Below are 17,442 nucleotides of genomic sequence, written 5' to 3'. Positions count from 1 at the left end.
ACGTAAGGTTGTTATCGGTGAGGTAGCGCATCAGGGCTGCCTCGATAGTGTTCAGACGCTGCTCTTTGAATATAGACACCACGTACCATTTCATCCTCGATACGGCGTGCCCAACCTTCGGCATCACGTTTAGTTCTGAAAGTTTTGGCTGTGGTAGGCCATCCGGTTTTTCGAATGACGGCTTTCTAAGTGCCTGAAGGGATCTTAACAATTGTAGCCATCGGGCCACTCGTGCTCATGTACTGCCACTGTACCGAAATGCTAAATAAGAGAAAATGGTGGGCCCAGCTGGACTTGAACCAGCGACCAACGGATTATGAGTCCGCTGCTCTAACCAACTGAGCTATAGGCCCTTTGATGAACGACATCAAAGACGTGATTATGACATAGTTTATTCGGTTTTGGCTAGACTCCTTTGCATTGCCCACGCTTGTTAGCGTTTTATTCGTCTTGTAATGAATTACTAAGAGACAATGCCAATCGGCTTATCTAGGCAATGACTCGTAACCTATCGTGCTTTTTGGCTTACGTGCCTGTGCTACGGTAAAAGTCGTTCTTATACGCTTTACAGTGCTACAGGTAGGAGGCTGCATGATTAAGAGTGTGCATTATCTGCGTGGATTAGCAGCATTGCTGGTGGTCTTTTTTCATTTTCGGTATTACCTAAATGATTATTATGCGCATTCACGTTTGGGCGATTTGCTATTTGCTAATGGCGCATTTGGCGTTGATCTATTCTTTATTATTAGCGGCTTCATTATTTGTTATGCCACGCAGCGCCCTGAGCCGAAACCCTTAGTTTCGTATGCGTTAAAGCGTATTTTCCGCATTTATCCCCTTCTTATTGTTAGCCTAGTGGTGTTTTATTTGCTTTTTGGGGATAACAACACCTCGGTGCTGCGCTCGTTATTGCCCTTGCACGCGGATTACTCCCAATCAGGGCCCTTTTTTGGCTACAACATGCTTAGCCCGGTCTGGACCCTGACCTATGAGATTTTCTTTTACGGGCTGTTTTTCATTGGTTTAATGCTGTCACAGCGCTATAGAAAAGTCTTGGTATTAGGGTTGATTATGGCGGTGTTTGTTGCCTCGCAGCTTGCTGTAAACCAAGAACTAGAGCTGTCAGCCTATACCCAATTTGATTACACATCTAATGCATTACTGCAGCCACTGATTGCCTTGGTGTCCTCGCCCATGCTGCTAGAGTTTGGTTATGGGATCATTTTGTATATGGTGTTTCAGTCGTTGCCAGAGTGGTCAGCACCTACGCAGCGCCGGCTACTGCCTTGGGTGATATTGCTAGCGGTATTAGCGGCCATCGCCCTATATTTACCTAGCTTTTATGGTCATGGCCCATTGAAATGGGGCTTGGCCGCCTGGGTCTTATTATTTGCGGCCTTGCTCTATGAGCGCATTCAAGGCATCCCTACCCTGCCCGTTTTGCATTTCTTAGGCGACATTTCCTTTTCCCTGTACCTCACACACATCATTATGATTAAAGTGATTCGTAAGTACGGCTGGGACTTTGGCCTAGAAGGCGGCGCTGCATTTATATGGGCGGTAGTGGCTTCTCTGGTTGTAGCCACTGTGCTGTTCTATGTAGTAGAAAAAAATGCCATTGTAGTGTGCCGCAAGCTGCTGCAACGCGTTAATACGGCATCGGCGAGGCAGGTGGTTTATGCTTAGGGCACTCGGGGTTAATTCTGTCTATTTTTCATTATTTGGTAGCTGTCTTTTCTCCAGCCCTCCCAACACAGCCAACACAAACAAAGCCACTACTGTACTAGCGACGGCAGTGGCTTCGCGCCCATAGCCAGCGGCAATCCCTACTGCCGCCGCCACCCATATACTGGCCGCTGTGGTCAGCCCAGCCACGATGTGCTCTTTTTCTTGTTTTAGGATGGCTCCTGCCCCAAGAAAACCAATGCCCGAGATAATGCCTTGCATGACGCGGCTGGCGTCAGCTGTGGTCATGTCGCCGGTAACAGGGACTAAAATGAAAATGGCAGCCCCTAGGGCAACGAGCATGTGGGTGCGTAGCCCAGCGTCTTTGCCGCGGCGCTCGCGTTCGTAGCCAATCGCTGCCCCTAATAGTGCGGCCACGCTTAGCCTAACCCCAATGACGGTGGCCTCTTTCATATCGGCAATATCAGAGAACTCATGAATTATGGTTTGCCATACATCTGCGAGTAGTGACATGATGCTATCCCTATTTTGGTTACGTTATAGGATCAGGATGAAATAATCGTTTTTCTATCTCATTCACTTTGCTGATTACTATACCTGGCAAGATGACAGTGGATATATCTGCATTAAAATTTAATTATTAGCAGTCGTAACACTGGATGCATTCTAAATACTATTTTTTGTCTTGGCTGATACAGGGGAAAACATCAGCAGAGCGCAGTTAAATACCAAGCTTTTATGTGTAGGGTTTAGGGCTAAGATCAGAACTTAAAACAAAAAAAAACCGAACTCATCACAAGTTCGGTTTTTTGTTTAACGGCGTCTTTAAAAGACGCTAGGCTTAATTAAGCGACTTCAATTTGTGTGGCGCAAGGTCCTTTCTGACCACTGCCTACTACAAAAGAAACGCGTTGATTTTCGTCAAGTGACTTGTAACCAGCCCCTTGGATTTCTGAGTGGTGAGCGAAGAGGTCTTTGCCGCCGTCTTCAGGCATGATGAACCCAAAGCCTTTTTCATTATTAAACCACTTCACAATACCGAATGTCTTTTTCAATGTAGATCCTAAATATAAAAACGGGAAACATATCCCTTCATCTACATTGACAGGAACGAGGCAATAAAGCGAGCGCTGTTACAATTTAGTTGATAAACACGACAAACTTATAGAACGCCATCCTGTAATTATCAGCCTAACGTTTAAACCACGCGACGAGTCCAGCCACTAAAAATACCGCCACAGTAGGAACAAAAAAATCGAGCTGCGCATCCAGTGACCATCGCCACAAGTCTAAGGCCTCGTACCCCACTAACTGGCTGGGATCCCCTATTTTGTATTCGCGTTGGGCATGCTCTCGGCCTAAAAACAATGCCGTGACAAAAAAAGCACCATACCACACACCATCGGGTCGTTTTAAGGCGTTAAAACCCAACACGAACAGACCCTGAATCACCAGACCAATGATTAAGTGTTCTAGATGCGTGATGTTCATTGTGTAGGCAACACAGGGTGGTTTGCGGTAATAGTTTGGGTGGTTTTACTTTGATTTTTTGCTCTTAAAACCATTCGAGCTCTGGATTTTTTGCATCCGCCTCGAAGCTTAGTACCATGTACTGAGGCTGATCACTGTCATGGGTTTGCACACGCAGATCTAAACGCGCGCCATTAAGTGTGCATTCGACAAGTTGCGCTGGCTCGTCATCGACCCATACTTCGCCTATGACGTCTTGGTATTTTTGCTGAAGCTCTAGGTGATAAATGCAGCCATCTACCCCTTCCCATTGCCATGTACCTTCGACCTTTGCTGGGATAACCCATTTGTAAAGCGTGATGCCGCCTAGGCTTTCTTCGACGTCCGCCCGCCAGTCGCCCATGTCAAAGGCGTGAGACACAATGCGTGTGCCAGGGCGTAGCTCGTTAAGAAGCCGAGGGCGTAGCATGACGTTGACGGAGTCCATCAAATACATCGTCACCACCGAAGCAGAGCTAAAGTCAGCTTTAAACAGATCTTCCTCGAGAAAGTCGACTAAATGTTCGACCCGAGCATGCGCTGCGTCCTCCATGGCCTCAGATACACGTAAGGGATCAAGCTCGACGCCTATGGCACGTATGCCAAATTTCTGTGCTGCGGTAATCACAATACGACCATCGCCCGCCCCTAGATCATAGAGCGTATCCGTTTTCTTGATGTCGACGAGCCTTAGCATGGCCGCAATCAGGGCATCGTCTGTTGGCACAAAGGGGACATCTAGAAAAAATTTAGGCTCGATCGAATACCCATCTAGATCATCCATATCGTCCATCAAATCACTAAACAAAAGCGGCTCCTAAAGCTGGTAAGTACGCTGACTGAGTCTGAGCCCAGCCTACTCTAAGCCCATGAAAAGTCAGCTATTTACCATAGCACAAAACACCATTTTATTGCATTTTTACCACCAACTGCCGCGGCGCTTTATCTTGCGCGCGGACGCCTTATTGAGTTCTTTAGCGCGTTGTTCGGCATAGGCTTCTTCATCGTATTCATACGCCCCCTCGTACATACAGCTTTGTGGGTTCAGTTTGCATTGATAGCGTTGTGTTTGGGTGGTTGATTTAGGGCTAGATGCGCAACCCGCTAATAGAAAGAGCACTAGACCTAAGCCTGCCCATATCGTGGTTTGTCTCATGAATTGACCTTAAAACTGGGCATTAAACATGCAATGAATGAGAGTACCACTATAACAAACACGGTTTAATACGCACTAAAAAGTTGGCGCATTAAGCCGAGTGCTAGCTCTAATGGAGGTGTTTTTACTTTCTCTTTACGCGTTAGGACCTGAATGGTGCCAAAGTTCACATGAGTGTCAATAGGAAAAATGGTGAGCGCTTGCTGCTGCACAAAGTGTTCTGCCAACATGCGCGGCATCACCCCCACCCAGGGATGCTGATTAAGCAAAGCCACTGTTGCCAAGGTAGCGTTGGATTGAATGTGGTGTTGCGGTAAGGGGAGCTCCAAGCGGCTAAACATCATTTGAATGTGTTCCTGTAACACGGAGTCTTTGGGTGGCAATACCCACCAATGGTGCAGCAAATCACCCAGCTCAAATTGTGACGCATGTGGGGCTAAGGACTGCTGGCTGCCGCACACCACACAGGCCGGGTCCTCGTATAAAAATAATGCCTCTAGGTGGCTTGAGTCCACATGCGCTGAGGTGCGGCCAATCACACAGTCCAATTCATTGTTTTCTAGCTGTTCAATCAGACTGGTGAGCAAGCCCTCGTGCAAGGCGATATTCAATTTGGGCTGAGCTGCCACCAACGCACTGATTAACTGTGGGGCAATATGCACCGTGGCCGAGGGCAAAATGCCAACGTTAAGCAAGCGTTGGTCTTGTAGAGCGATGGCATCTAGCTCTAGAGCTAAGCGCTGTGCCGCCCCCGCTTGATTTTTAGCATAGTTGATGACAATTTCCCCAAGCTCGGTGGGCTGCATACCGGTACCACTACGTTGAAATAGGGTGTAACCCAGGCTGCTTTCCATTTGCGCTAATGCTTTAGAGGCGGCAGGCTGGCTCATGTGTAGCGCCAAAGCGGCCTGACCTAGATGGCGTGTTTTATCAAGAGTGAGTAATAACTGAATATGACGCTTTTTTAAATAGGTGGCAGCAATGTGCATAGCTGGGGTTATATATAAATAGTTATGGATTCGCTAATTTTATTCATTTTACATTTAAACCCTAGCACGCGACACTGTAAAAAATCATAAAACAACGACTATCCAGGAGACATGATGCGATACCTACGCACGCTTTTTACCCCCTGTGCTCTAGTAAGTCTGGCTTGCTCCATGCCAGCTTGGGCACAAGCCGACTTTCCTACCAAAGCCATTACTATCGTTGTGCCTTACGCTGCCGGCGGCGCCTCGGATGTAGCAACACGTCTGATTGCCGAGCAAATGAGCAAAGAGTCCGGCTACACTTTTATTGTAGAAAATAAGCCTGGTGCTGGCGGTAGTCTGGCTGCCAACTATGTGGCACGCGCTAAACCAGATGGCTACACCTTACTTTTGGGCACCTCTAACACCCATGGCATTAATTCCTACATTTACCCTAACTTGTCCTATGACCCAATCACAAGTTTTGAGCCAGTCGGCATGATGGTAGAAACCGTTGTGGTGCTGTTGGGTGGGGCGAATTTTCCTGCCGATAACCTAGAGCAAACCATTGAAGAGCTTGCGAAACAGCCTGATCACTACAGCTACGCGTCACCAGGCGTGGGTTCGGTGCATCATTTAGCTATGTCATTACTGAATACTACACAACGGCTTGATGTAATGCATGTGCCCTACCGCGGCGCAGGTCCGGCCATGGTGGACTTAGTTGCTGGAACTGTGCCCCTTATGGTGGGCGGAATTGCTCCAGCCCGCTCGTATATTGAATCGGGCCAAGTTAAATTACTTGGGGTTGCTAACAACCGTCACTTTAACTCCGTACCCGGCACGGCTCAGTATTTTAGTGAGATCGCCCCTGAAACAGCGGTGAGTTCATGGTTAGGCTTGTTTGCTCCAGCTCAAACACCTGAAGCAATTGTTGATGATTTAACTAAAAGCGTAGACAAAGCCCTGCAATCTGCCTCTTTGCAACGGGCTTTAGAGGAGCACGGCCTACAAGCACAGTATCAGTCACCCACCGACTTTAAACAAACCCTAACTGCCGATATGGAATTTTGGCGTAAAGCCGTCGAATCGGCAGATGTAGAGATGTAATCGTATGCCTGCTCAGCCTTTGAATTTCTTATTGATTATTACCGATCAACAACGCGCCGATCATTTAGGCTGTTATGGCAACAGCGTCGTGCAAACGCCAAATATTGATGCCCTGGCACAAAAAGGCATGCGTTTTGAGAATATGCATGTGGCAACGCCGATTTGTATGCCAAATCGAGCTAGCCTAATGACGGGGCGCTACCCCTCAGTGCATGGTGCACGCCATAACGGCATTCCTTTGTCGTTGCGCTCGGCTACTTTTGTAAACACCTTACGTGAAGCAGGCTATCAGACCGCGTTGGTGGGTAAAGCCCATTTACAAAATATGACCAATATTGCCCCCAGTTGGCCTGTGAATCCTCTAGACCGTCATCAACGCGAAGCTCGTGAACCCGAGTCCGGTAATTACGATCAAGAAAAACGTCATTTATGGCTGAATCAAGACGACTATGATTTAGAGTATCCCTACTACGGCTTTGAACAAGCCAAACTGGTGGATGACCACAGTGATGATGTGCATGGGCATTATCGTTATTGGTTGCGTACGCATCACCCAGAGTTTGAAGCGCTGATTGGGCCGGAACCCGCTACTCCTGCGCCCGATTATGAGTTAACCGCTATTCGTCAGGCTTGGCGCACTCGTATTCCTGAAGAGTTATACCCTAGCGCTTATATTGCTGATCAAACTATGGAGTATTTAAATACATTTGCTCAAAGCCAAGCGCCTTTTTTTATGCAATGCTCTTTTCCCGATCCGCATCATCCTTTTACGCCCCCAGGTAAGTACTGGGATATGTATGACCCCGAGCAAATGGAGCTACCGCCCTCTTTTTACTCTGATCATACTCCGCCACCCCATGTGCAGTGGTTGCGTAACCAGCGTGATACCGGCCAAGCCATTAAACACACGCCGGCTATTTTCGCTTGCTCTGAACGCGAAGCCAAAGAAGCGCTTGCCCTAAACTATGGCTCTATTTCCAATATTGATCATCAGATTGGTCGCGTTTTAGCCGAGCTAGAGCGTTTAGGCTTAGCTAAAAATACGGTGGTGATTTTTACCAGTGACCATGGCGACTATTTAGGCGATCATCAACTATTATTAAAAGGGCCCATTCATTATCGCAGTGTCACGCGAGTGCCTTTTATTTGGTGTGATCCCCAGCAGTGTACTTCTTCCGACCACACAGGAAGCTTAAGCAGTACCATTGATATTGCACCGACTATTTTAGCGCGTGCGGGCTTGGAGCCATTTAATGGTATCCAAGGTCAAAGCCTTTTACCCCTGATCACTGGCGCAACCCAACGCCTACGTGAAGCCCTAATGATTGAAGAAGAGGGACAACGTGTGATCTTAGGCTTTGATACGCGTATTCGCTGCCGCACGTTGCTAACGGAGCAATACCGTTTGACCATCTACGATGGCGTAGAGTGGGGGGAAATGTATGACCTACATGCCGATCCACACGAGCTGGTTAATCTGTGGGGGCAGGCGCACACCGCTACGCTCCAGGCCAGTCTTATGCAGCAATTAACCTATTTAATGCTAAATCATGTGGATACCTCCCCATACCCTACGGCTCAGGCGTAGTGCCACGTAAAAAGGCTAGGGTAAACCTAGCCTTTTTTGGTTTTTGCTCATGACACACCGCCCCCGTCTTGAGCGGTGTGCCGTAGGGGATTTCTACTTTTTACTTAGCAGCCACACTAGCACCAGCCCCACCACCGCAAAGGATACCGTTGCCGTCCATGCCCACTGCCAACCACCCAAGCTATTCACGGCCAAGGCTACAGCGGGTGGGCCAAAAAACTGCCCTAATGATGAAAGCTGCTGCACCCAACCCACGGTAGACGAGGTGGTCTGCGGGCTAGGCGCCACGTTTACTGCTAAATAAAAACACGTAGCAGGGATAAGCCCCCCTACAGCAGAAAAGGTTAAAATTGCTAGAAACTGCCACAGCAGCCCAATCTTTACCCCAAACGCTAAAACGGCACACACCATCATGGTAGTAAAGCCAAAAAATAATAACTGCTGTGGAGCAATTTTTTTCTGGAGTAGCCGCCCTGCCCCTAAATTTCCTAAGATATTAGCCCCTGCCACCATCCCTGTTAGAAAGCCTGCTAGCGTTCCAGAAATATCCCCTGCAATATAAAACGTAGGTAAAAAACCAATCACCCCGGCCCATTGGGCGGCATACACACAAAAGACCAAGGCCACTAACCACACCTTTTTGGTGCGCAGCGTAAGGCTGACCATGTTCAATAGCGCATGGTCATTGGTACGCGATGCGTTGGCTGAACGCGAATCTGCAGGAATAATCAACCCTGCTAGCACCGTCATAAACAGGCTTAGTCCGCCTAAAATTAACCATAAAAAACGCCATGACCCCAAAGTTAAAAACCAGGAACCTGCCAGTAAGGTAATGACTGCTCCCATGGGCATGTAGCACCCCCATAGTCCCATAACCTGGCTTAACTGTTGTGGTGCCACAAGGCGCTTTATGAGCGCGGGTACAGGTAACACCACCATTAAAAAGCCACACCCCTCTAAAGCCCGACATAGCAGCACCACACTCTTATGATCAGTCAAGGTGCTAGCAATAGAGCCCAGAACCAAGATGCTCATCCCAATCACAATGCAACGCTTTAAGCCTATACGTTCAGCAAATAGGCCAATAATTAACCCTAAACTCATGCCCCCTATTTGCACACTAGAAAGTAAAAAGCCAGACTCAACTAGACTGAGCTGTAATTCGTTCTGTAAAGCGGGTAAAGCAGGGGCAAGTTTCCATACATGTAAGGCGGCACTGATGCCAACTATCACTAAAAACAACGCAATCTGAAACGGTGAAAGCCCCACTTTAGCCTGAGATAAGCCCATAAAAATACCTATTGATGCCGCACGCTGTGCGTAAAAACCAAGATGAAGCGCCAGACAGCGCTAGCTATTGTTGTAACGGGTCTAGTTGGCCTTTTGCACCCTATGCGTCTCCTTTTTGTATTTTTCGTTATTTTTTTGTCCTGTAGCTTGAAAAGGTTTACCACAAATTATGGGCAATGCGAACCACAGCACGACGACTTTTAAGCGTATTGTCCATGGGTTAGTGAAGCCATATGAAAAAACCCGATTCTACCGTGGTTGAATCGGGTTTAACTAGCAGGAACTGATGACATTAGTTGTACATCAGCTCGGGCAAGGTCAAAATAATTTGCGGAAAAATAATCACTAACAATACCCCTAGCACCAACATCAGGAAAAACGGAAATGACGCTTTAGATAAGTAAACAATATCACGCCCCGTCATGCCCTGTAATACAAACAGGTTTAGTCCAACAGGTGGAGTGATCTGAGCCATTTCGACCACCAACACCAAATACAAGCCAAACCAAATGGGATCAATCCCCACTGCTTGAACGGCAGGCAACAAAATCGCCGTGGTTAGGACCACAATGGAAATACCATCTAAAAAACTACCTAAAACAATAAAAAAGACGGTCAGTACAGCTAATAAGGCATACGGACTCATGCCCATGTCACTGATCCAACGTGCTAAGTTCATAGGGATATTGGAATACCCCATGGCAATGGTTAAAAACGCCGAGCCAGCCAAAATAAAAGCAATCATTGACGAGGACAAGAGCGCCGCCATTAGGCTTTCTTTGAACGTTTTCCAGTTTAAGTCACCAAACGCCCAGCTTAAGAGCAATGCCAACACTACCCCTACGGCGGCTGAGTCGGTTGGGCTAGCAATACCGGTGTAAATGGAACCCATTACCCCTAGAATTAACAAAGTCACTGGCAATAACGTGCGGGTAGCTTTAATTTTTTCTTTGAAACTAAGGGGTGGGTCTTTAGCGGGAACTTTGTCAGGATGACGGGCCGACCAAATGGCCACATAGCCCATAAACAAACCGATCATCATGACGCCCGGCAAGACGCCAGCGACAAACAAGCGGGCAATAGAAATTTCAGCCGCTACGCCATACACAATTAAAATAATGGAAGGCGGAATTAATAACCCCAAGGTACCCGAACCAGAAATCGTCCCTAAAATAAGCTTTTCATCGTAGCCGCGTGCTTTGAGCTCAGGCACAGTGACTTTGGCAACGGTGGCACAGGTCGCGGCGGACGAGCCACTGACGGCGGCAAAGATCCCCGAGGCTAAAATGCCCACATGCCCTAGGCCCCCCGGCAACGAACGCATCCACGGTGCCAAGCCTGTAAATAAGTCTTTAGACATTCTGGAACGAAAGAGAATTTCCCCCATCCAGATAAATAATGGCAACGCCGCCAACGACCACTCGGCCGATGAGCTCCAAATGTTTGTCGCTAATACGTTGACCAATGGGGCATTTGAAAACAACAAAATGCCGACTACCCCTGTCACAAACAAAGATACCGACACCCAAACCCCTAAGGCTAAACAGCCAATCAGGGTAAAAACCATAATAAGTGACAGGCCAACATCAGACATTACATGACCTCCTCGACAGGATCTATAGCACGCAATGCTGTAGACTGTTTATATCGCAGCATGTCAACCAAAGTATCTAGCGCTGAAATAAAAAAAACGATAGCACCCAACGCTAAAACACTTTGGGGTATCCACAAGGGCAAACGCACTAAGCCTGTAGCTGTGTCGCCCCACATCCACGACTGCCATGCTAAATCCACCAAGCTATAACTGATCAACGCCCCCAGCAAGGTTCCTATAAAGGCTACCAAAGTGAGGGTATAACGACGCGCAGCAGGTTTAAGCGCGGTTTCAATTAAAGTGACGCGTATATGTGCGGCTTTTCTAAAGCCCAACCCCAGGGATAAAAATGTCGTAAAACCCAATGCATACCCAGAAAACTGTGCGTACGATGGGATCAAAAACCCATAGCTCTTGCCTATAAGATGCAGTGCTATAAAGTCGATGGTATTCAACATCACTTGCCCAAAGACTATAAGCATAATCATGAACAAAGAGAATGCCGCCACAGCCCCACTTAGCCCATATAACCGATCGAGACTTTTGCGCATTGAGATTCCTTACACAACGTGGCGCAGCCGAACCGACTGCGCCTCTATTTTTTTACTAATTATTGCTGGAAAGCGTTAATAATGGTTTCGCCTTCTTTGCCGGCCTCTTTACTCCATTCAGCAGCCATTTTTTGACCGACTTCGAGTAAAGCAGCACGTAGCTCATCACTACCCGAGCTCACTTTAATGCCGTTGTCTTCGAGCAGCTTGGTTTGTTTGACACGCTCTTCACGTGAGCGCTCCCAACCGCGTTTTTCTGCTTTGGCGGCGGCGTCCAACACCACTTTCTTGGTCTCGTCGTCGAGTGCATCAAAGCTGCGCTTGTTCACGACCACCACGTTTTTAGGCAAGAAAGCAGCCACATCGTAGTAATGGCTAAGGAAGTCCCAAGCACTGGAGTTCACCCCGGTAGATGCCGAGGTAATCATGGCGTTGACGCGGCCTGTGCTAAAGGCTTGAGCTAAGTCAGCGGCCTCAATTTGCGTTGGCACCGCGCCTGAAAGCTGCGCTAAACGCTCGGTTTGAGGGCTGTAGGCACGCATGCGCAAACCTTTTAAGTCATCAATAGTGTTGATTTCACGGTCGGTGTACATCCCTTGTGGCGGCCAAGCCACCGAGTACAACAACTGCATATTTTGCCGACCGAGTAGGTCTTCAAGATAGGGTTTAGTGATTTCATACAACTTTTCGGAGTCCTCGTAAGACACCGCTAGGAAAGGCACAGAATCCACAGCAAAGATGGGGTTTTCATTGGCCAGACCGGAAATAATGAACTCGCCTGTTTCTACTTGGCGGGAACGCACCGCATTTTTTAGCTCGCCCGGACGAATTAATGAACCGTTGGCATGGACCGTGATATCGAGTTTGCCATCCGTTGCGTCTTTAATCTCATTCACGAACTCTTGAATGTTGACGGTGTGAAAGTTCGTTTCTGGGTAGGCCGTTGCCATGCGCCACGATTCTGCGTGGGCAGCTGTCATGGAACAGGCAACCACTGCGGCTGCAGTCATGTATTGATGTAGTTTCATAATTCCTCCGTGAGGGACTTAATCTGAGATTAAGGTCATTCTTTTTTAATTAATAAATCACAAACAAAAACAGTGTTTATAGCCCAAGTAGAAATTAATTGCTTTGACCAAAGCCACCCCCACCTGGAGTATGAATCACAAACACATCCCCTGCTTTCATTTGTACTGAAGCGGTTGCACCAAGTGATTCTGTGGAACCGTCGGCGCGCTCCACGTAATTAGACCCAACCTCGGCGGGTTGGCCTCCTGCTGCCCCAAAAGGAGCGATACGACGACGATTAGCCAAAATAGAAGCCGTCATCGGTGTTAAAAAGCGAATACGACGGGTGCCGCCATTGCCACCTACCCCTTGGCCTAAGCCCCCACTGTCTGGGCGAATGGAAAACTCTTCGAGCACAACCGGATAGCGCCACTCAAGGATTTCTGGGTCGGTTAATCGAGAGTTAGTCATGTGGGTTTGCACCACGTCAGTACCATCAAATACCTCGTGTGTGCCATCGGTATGTAGGATCATCCCTGCGCCCGAGCCCCCGGCAATGGTTTCATAGTATTGGTACTGCTCATCGCCAAAGGTAAAGTTGTTCATGGTGCCTTGCGAAGCCGCCATTACCCCCAATGCCCCATATAGCGCATCAGTAATACACTGCGAGGTTTCCACGTTGCCTGCTACCGTAGCGGCAGGATAAGACGGATTGAGCATACATCCTTCGGGGATGATGACCTCGATAGGTTTTAAGCACCCCTGGTTCATGGGAATTTCATCGTTAACCAAGGTGCGGAATACATATAACACGGCGGCTAGGCACACAGCCTTGGGGGCATTAAAGTTGCTCTCAAGCTGTGCCGAGGTGCCGGTAAAGTCGACGGTGGCGCCACGCTGGGCTTTGTTCACCCGAACAGCTACCTCGATGTGCGCCCCGTTGTCGAGCTCGTAACGGAAATGCCCGTCTTGAAGCACATCAATCACACGACGCACGGATTCCTCGGCGTTGTTTTGTACATGTTGCATGTAAGCCTGCACCACGTCTAGGCCGAACGTTTGCACCATGCGGTGTAACTCCTGTGCGCCTTTTTCATTGGCAGCAATCTGAGCGCGTAAGTCGGCGAGGTTTTGGCTGATATTGCGCGCGGGGTACGGACCGCTTTGCAGTAATTCGCTTAGGGCGTCGGCCCGCATTTCGCCTTTTTCTACCAGTTTGAAATTATCAATCAGCACGCCTTCGTCCATTACCGTTTTGCTATCAGGGGGCATGGAGCCAGGTGTGAGCCCCCCTACATCGGCATGGTGACCACGCGATGCCACAAAGAATAGTATCTCTGTTTGGGCATCGTTAAAAATAGGGGTCACTACCGTAATATCGGGTAAATGGGTACCACCGTTATACGGGTCATTAAGCACATAGGTATCACCCGGGCGCATTTGGCCTGCGTTTTTCTGAATCACGGCTTTAATACTTTCGCCCATAGAGCCTAAGTGCACGGGCATGTGCGGTGCATTAGCAATTAAATTACCTTCGGCATCGAACAGCGCACAAGAAAAGTCGAGGCGTTCTTTAATATTGACTGAGAACGCCGTATTCGCCAGCGTCGCCCCCATTTGCTCGGCAATGGACATAAAGAGGTTATTAAAGATTTCGAGCATCACCGGGTCTACATCGGTGCCGATGGCGACTTGTTTGGCTTTGGGTTTGACTCGGCTTAAGAGCATTTCCCCTGCACTTAAGACATCCAGCTGCCATTCGGGTTCAATAATTGTGGTGCCATTTTGATCAAACACAATGGCTGGCCCCACCACACGATTGCCCGCGACCAATTTATCGCGGTTATAGACAGGGGTCGCTTGCGTGGTGTCATGGGTGAACATGGCAACAGTGGCTTCGGGGGTATCCGCCACAACGGGATCCAAATCGGCGGCAGAACGGGCGAGCTCCTCGCCACTTTGACCAATCACTTCTACTGATGCAGCCTCTACAATCAGTTTCTTATCGCGCATTAAAAAGCTATAGCGCTGCAGGTAACCTTCGTTAAATTGCTCTTGCATGGCTTCAATTGAAGCAAAGTCCACTACCAATGCGGAGTCCGTGCCATCGTAACGCACCAATAAACGTGGCAATACCTGCAATTGTGTTGGGTCTACGCCTTGCGCCACGACTTCGGCAGCCGCCTGCTCTGTTAATTCGGCCAAGCGTGCTTCACAAGCGCCAAGATTTTCTGCTTTGAGCTCTACCTCCATGCTGATCTCTCGCATGGCCGTGATATCGGCTAGGCCCATGCCATAGGCAGATAACACCCCCGCAAAAGGATGGATAAGCACGCGGCTCATGCCTAACGCATCGGCGACCAAACACGCATGCTGGCCCCCTGCCCCGCCAAAAGAGACTAGGGTGTACTTGCTGACGTCGTAGCCCCGCTCAATGGAGATTTTCTTTACGGCGTTGGCCATATTGGCGACCGCAATCTGAATAAACCCCTCGGCAATTTGCTCGGGGCTGGACTCAACCCCAGTTTGCGCGGCGATCTCTGCCGCCATGGCGTTAAATTTTTCTTGGACTAATTTCACATCCAAGGGTTGGTCGGCCTGCGGGCCAAAAATATGTGGGAAGAATTGCGGTTGCAACTTGCCTAGCATGACATTGCAATCGGTAACGGTTAGCGGCCCGCCATTGCGGTAGGCCACCGGCCCAGGGTAAGCGCCCGCCGAATGAGGCCCTACGCGCATACGATGCCCATCAAAATGCACAATCGAGCCGCCACCAGCAGCCACGGTGTGAATATTCATCATGGGAGCACGTAACCGCACCCCCGCCACGACCGTTTCAAACACACGCTCAAAGTGGCCCCCATAGTGGGAGACGTCGGTGGAGGTACCGCCCATATCAAAACCAATTAATTGATCTGAACCTACGGCGGCGGCAATGCGTGCCATGCCAACAATACCGCCAGCTGGCCCCGATAAAATGGCGTCTTTACCCTGAAAATGTTCAGCGGCAGTTAAGCCCCCATTGGATTGCATGAACATCAGACGGACTTGATCCAGTTCACTGGCGACGCGATTCACGTACCGGCGTAGTACGGGAGATAAGTACGCGTCCACAACAGTGGTGTCGCCGCGCCCAATCAGCTTCATTAAGGCGCTGACCTGGTGAGAAACAGAAATCTGCTCAAAGCCGATTTCCTTGGCCCACTCGGCAATATGGAGTTCGTGCTCGTGGTAACGATACGCATGCATCAATACGATGGCGAGAGCGCGATAACCGGCGTTATACGCGGTTTGTAATTGGTGTTTCACTTGAGCCGGCTCTAGGGCTTTTTCCACGGTGCCATCCGCCAACACACGCTCGTGTACTTCTTCGACACGACCATACAGCAACTCGGGTTTGACGATGTGGCGATTAAATAACTGAGGGCGCGCCTGATACCCAATATTTAGCGCATCTTTAAACCCTGCGGTAATGAATAACACCGTGTCATCGCCCTTGCGCTCTAGCAGCGCATTGGTCGCTACGGTAGTACCCATTTTGACCGCAGCAATGCGATCCGTTGGAATAGGTTGCTCGGCGGTAATACCTAATAAATGTCGAATTCCCGCCAATGCCGCATCGGCATACTGCTCGGGATTATCAGATAACAACTTGTGTGTGACTAGATTGCCTTCGGGACTTTTGGCGACGATATCCGTAAAGGTACCGCCTCGATCAACCCAAAACTGCCATTGAGGTGTTGTTGTGTGTGTGCTATCTGTAGAGCGCTGCATGATGAACCCTATAAAAACCTAAACCGTATCTTAGTGTGCGTAGCTAGCACGCAGACATCAAGCAACTAATTACTGGTTTAATTGATAAGTAAAAGTTATCAATTGACAAGGCAAGTATTAACAATGCCTGTACCGGTCAGATCAACACAAGAATGGGGATAAACCCCAATTAGCCTACAAACACGAATCCATCACTGGCTGTAACAATATCAGAATGATTCTGAGCGTACTGATCCATCACCTTTAAACTCAGGTCAATCACGGTAGAAATCGTGGCATAGACGGGCTCGGGACGCCAGCTAACGACTAGATGCATGACTTCGAGTACAGGCAATTGACGTACCGCTTTAAATTGAGCACGTCGCGCTTCGGAGAGCAACAAGGTAGCGGGCATTAGCCCTATGCATTGCCCTGTGCGCAGTAACTGCAAGGCAGCCTCGATGGATGAGGCAAAGTGAATACGGGAAGGCTCATTTAAGCCATGCTGTTCTACTAACTCTAATAGTTGCAAATGAGGCTGCGAATACCGTGGAAAGGTCACTATGGTCCAGTCTTGAATAACCTGAGCAAGCGTTGTCGGTAAGCTAGCCGCATCCTGTGCCACTAACCAGCGCATTTGGTATTTACCCAAAGGGGCGTTGCGGATGTTTTTATCAATAACGGGATGCGTTTGTAATGCGACGTCGATCAAACCACTTTTAAGCAAACCATGTAGCCGCCGGCTCGACTCGACGGTAATTTCCAGCTCGACATTGGGGTGATGCGCTTGCAACTGCGCCAGAAACTCGCCAAACCACGTGTACACAATGGTTTCCATCACACCTACACGTACACGACCTCGTAGCTCGGCGGGAGCCGATAAGTCCAAACGTAACGCTTGCTCGGCTTTTAATAGAGCTTCGGCATGATGCAATAAGGTTTTGCCTGCGCCACTTAACCGCATTTGTCGCCCTTGACGCACAAAGAGCTTGGTCTGCAGGTCTGTTTCCAACGCGGTCATCCGCCCAGAAACAGCAGCTTGCGTTAAGTGCAGCTTGCTCGCTGTCGCCCTAAAGCTACCCAGCCGGGCTACCCAAACAAAGGTTTCTAAAAACCGCAAATTCACGACGACTCCTAAACAGGGGCGTTTACTTTTATGGCGCTAGCGAGGATTACCCCTAGTGTCCTCATGGCGTGGGCCTCATAAAATCATACTCCACAACTAAAGG

At 48.9% G+C, this 17,442-nt stretch carries 15 protein-coding genes, 1 tRNA gene and 1 pseudogene; 3 read left to right on the top strand and 14 right to left on the bottom strand.

Going from position 1 to position 17,442, the window contains the following annotated elements; translation table 11 throughout:
- Positions 1 to 13: 13 nt before the first annotated feature.
- Positions 14 to 176, bottom strand: a pseudogene (locus GGR41_RS13050) (site-specific integrase); the annotation flags it as partial.
- Positions 177 to 276: 100 nt separating this feature from the next.
- A tRNA-Ile gene (locus GGR41_RS01635) sits at positions 277 to 353 on the bottom strand.
- Positions 354 to 591: 238 nt separating this feature from the next.
- Between GGR41_RS01635 and GGR41_RS01630 the strand changes: the two genes are divergently transcribed.
- The gene (locus GGR41_RS01630; RefSeq protein WP_167660348.1) at positions 592 to 1,686 is read left to right on the top strand and encodes an acyltransferase family protein; all 1,095 of its coding nucleotides are present in this window, start codon (positions 592 to 594) and stop codon (positions 1,684 to 1,686) included.
- 21 nt (positions 1,687 to 1,707) lie between these two features.
- On the opposite strand, the gene GGR41_RS01625 is transcribed toward GGR41_RS01630, so the two are convergent.
- The 6 genes from GGR41_RS01625 to GGR41_RS01600 form a co-directional block, all read right to left on the bottom strand.
- Positions 1,708 to 2,202 carry an MgtC/SapB family protein gene (locus GGR41_RS01625; RefSeq protein ID WP_167660759.1) on the bottom strand — a complete coding sequence of 165 codons (495 nt, stop codon included), beginning with the start codon at positions 2,200 to 2,202 and terminating at the stop codon, positions 1,708 to 1,710.
- Between the two features lie 329 nt (positions 2,203 to 2,531).
- Positions 2,532 to 2,741: a cold-shock protein gene (locus GGR41_RS01620; RefSeq protein WP_167660347.1), complete on the bottom strand. Its 210-nt coding sequence runs from the start codon at positions 2,739 to 2,741 to the stop codon at positions 2,532 to 2,534.
- A 136-nt stretch (positions 2,742 to 2,877) separates the two neighbouring features.
- Complete coding sequence (locus GGR41_RS01615) at positions 2,878 to 3,177, bottom strand: hypothetical protein (RefSeq protein ID WP_167660346.1); 300 nt, start codon at positions 3,175 to 3,177, stop codon at positions 2,878 to 2,880.
- Between the two features lie 64 nt (positions 3,178 to 3,241).
- Positions 3,242 to 4,003: a class I SAM-dependent methyltransferase gene (locus GGR41_RS01610; protein ID WP_167660345.1), complete on the bottom strand. Its 762-nt coding sequence runs from the start codon at positions 4,001 to 4,003 to the stop codon at positions 3,242 to 3,244.
- A 111-nt stretch (positions 4,004 to 4,114) separates the two neighbouring features.
- Positions 4,115 to 4,351, bottom strand: coding sequence for a hypothetical protein (locus tag GGR41_RS01605; protein ID WP_167660344.1), 237 nt, complete (start codon positions 4,349 to 4,351; stop codon positions 4,115 to 4,117).
- Between the two features lie 65 nt (positions 4,352 to 4,416).
- Positions 4,417 to 5,340, bottom strand: coding sequence for a LysR family transcriptional regulator (locus tag GGR41_RS01600; protein ID WP_167660343.1), 924 nt, complete (start codon positions 5,338 to 5,340; stop codon positions 4,417 to 4,419).
- Positions 5,341 to 5,451: 111 nt separating this feature from the next.
- On the opposite strand from GGR41_RS01600, the gene GGR41_RS01595 reads away from it, so the two are divergent.
- Together GGR41_RS01595 and GGR41_RS01590 are read left to right on the top strand one after the other, a co-directional pair.
- On the top strand, positions 5,452 to 6,429 hold the full coding sequence (locus tag GGR41_RS01595) for a Bug family tripartite tricarboxylate transporter substrate binding protein (protein WP_167660342.1): 978 nt from the start codon (positions 5,452 to 5,454) through the stop codon (positions 6,427 to 6,429).
- Positions 6,430 to 6,433: 4 nt separating this feature from the next.
- Positions 6,434 to 8,017: a sulfatase family protein gene (locus tag GGR41_RS01590; protein ID WP_167660341.1), complete on the top strand. Its 1,584-nt coding sequence runs from the start codon at positions 6,434 to 6,436 to the stop codon at positions 8,015 to 8,017.
- Positions 8,018 to 8,110: 93 nt separating this feature from the next.
- Here the strand turns inward: GGR41_RS01590 and GGR41_RS01585 are convergent, their stop codons facing one another.
- The 6 genes from GGR41_RS01585 to GGR41_RS01560 form a co-directional block, all read right to left on the bottom strand.
- On the bottom strand, positions 8,111 to 9,307 hold the full coding sequence (locus GGR41_RS01585; protein ID WP_167660340.1) for an MFS transporter: 1,197 nt from the start codon (positions 9,305 to 9,307) through the stop codon (positions 8,111 to 8,113).
- Between the two features lie 292 nt (positions 9,308 to 9,599).
- A complete protein-coding gene (locus tag GGR41_RS01580) occupies positions 9,600 to 10,901 on the bottom strand; it encodes a TRAP transporter large permease (protein WP_167660339.1) in 1,302 nt (433 codons plus the stop codon).
- Positions 10,901 to 11,452: a TRAP transporter small permease gene (locus GGR41_RS01575; RefSeq protein WP_167660338.1), complete on the bottom strand. Its 552-nt coding sequence runs from the start codon at positions 11,450 to 11,452 to the stop codon at positions 10,901 to 10,903. Before GGR41_RS01575 ends, GGR41_RS01580 begins: the two co-directional genes overlap by 1 nt.
- A 59-nt stretch (positions 11,453 to 11,511) precedes the next feature.
- Positions 11,512 to 12,480 (bottom strand): TRAP transporter substrate-binding protein, encoded by a 969-nt coding sequence (locus GGR41_RS01570; protein WP_167660337.1) that lies wholly within the window; start codon positions 12,478 to 12,480, stop codon positions 11,512 to 11,514.
- Positions 12,481 to 12,574: 94 nt separating this feature from the next.
- Positions 12,575 to 16,234, bottom strand: coding sequence for a hydantoinase B/oxoprolinase family protein (locus GGR41_RS01565; protein WP_167660336.1), 3,660 nt, complete (start codon positions 16,232 to 16,234; stop codon positions 12,575 to 12,577).
- Positions 16,235 to 16,403: 169 nt separating this feature from the next.
- The gene (locus tag GGR41_RS01560; protein WP_167660335.1) at positions 16,404 to 17,339 is read right to left on the bottom strand and encodes a LysR family transcriptional regulator; all 936 of its coding nucleotides are present in this window, start codon (positions 17,337 to 17,339) and stop codon (positions 16,404 to 16,406) included.
- Between the last annotated feature and the right edge of the window lie 103 nt (positions 17,340 to 17,442).

It is taken from the genome of Paenalcaligenes hominis (assembly GCF_011927625.1).
GTDB classification, from domain to species: domain Bacteria; phylum Pseudomonadota; class Gammaproteobacteria; order Burkholderiales; family Burkholderiaceae_B; genus Paenalcaligenes; species Paenalcaligenes hominis.
The sequence above is the reverse complement of the archived record's forward strand: the minus strand, read 5'-3'. Positions and strand labels throughout refer to the sequence as shown.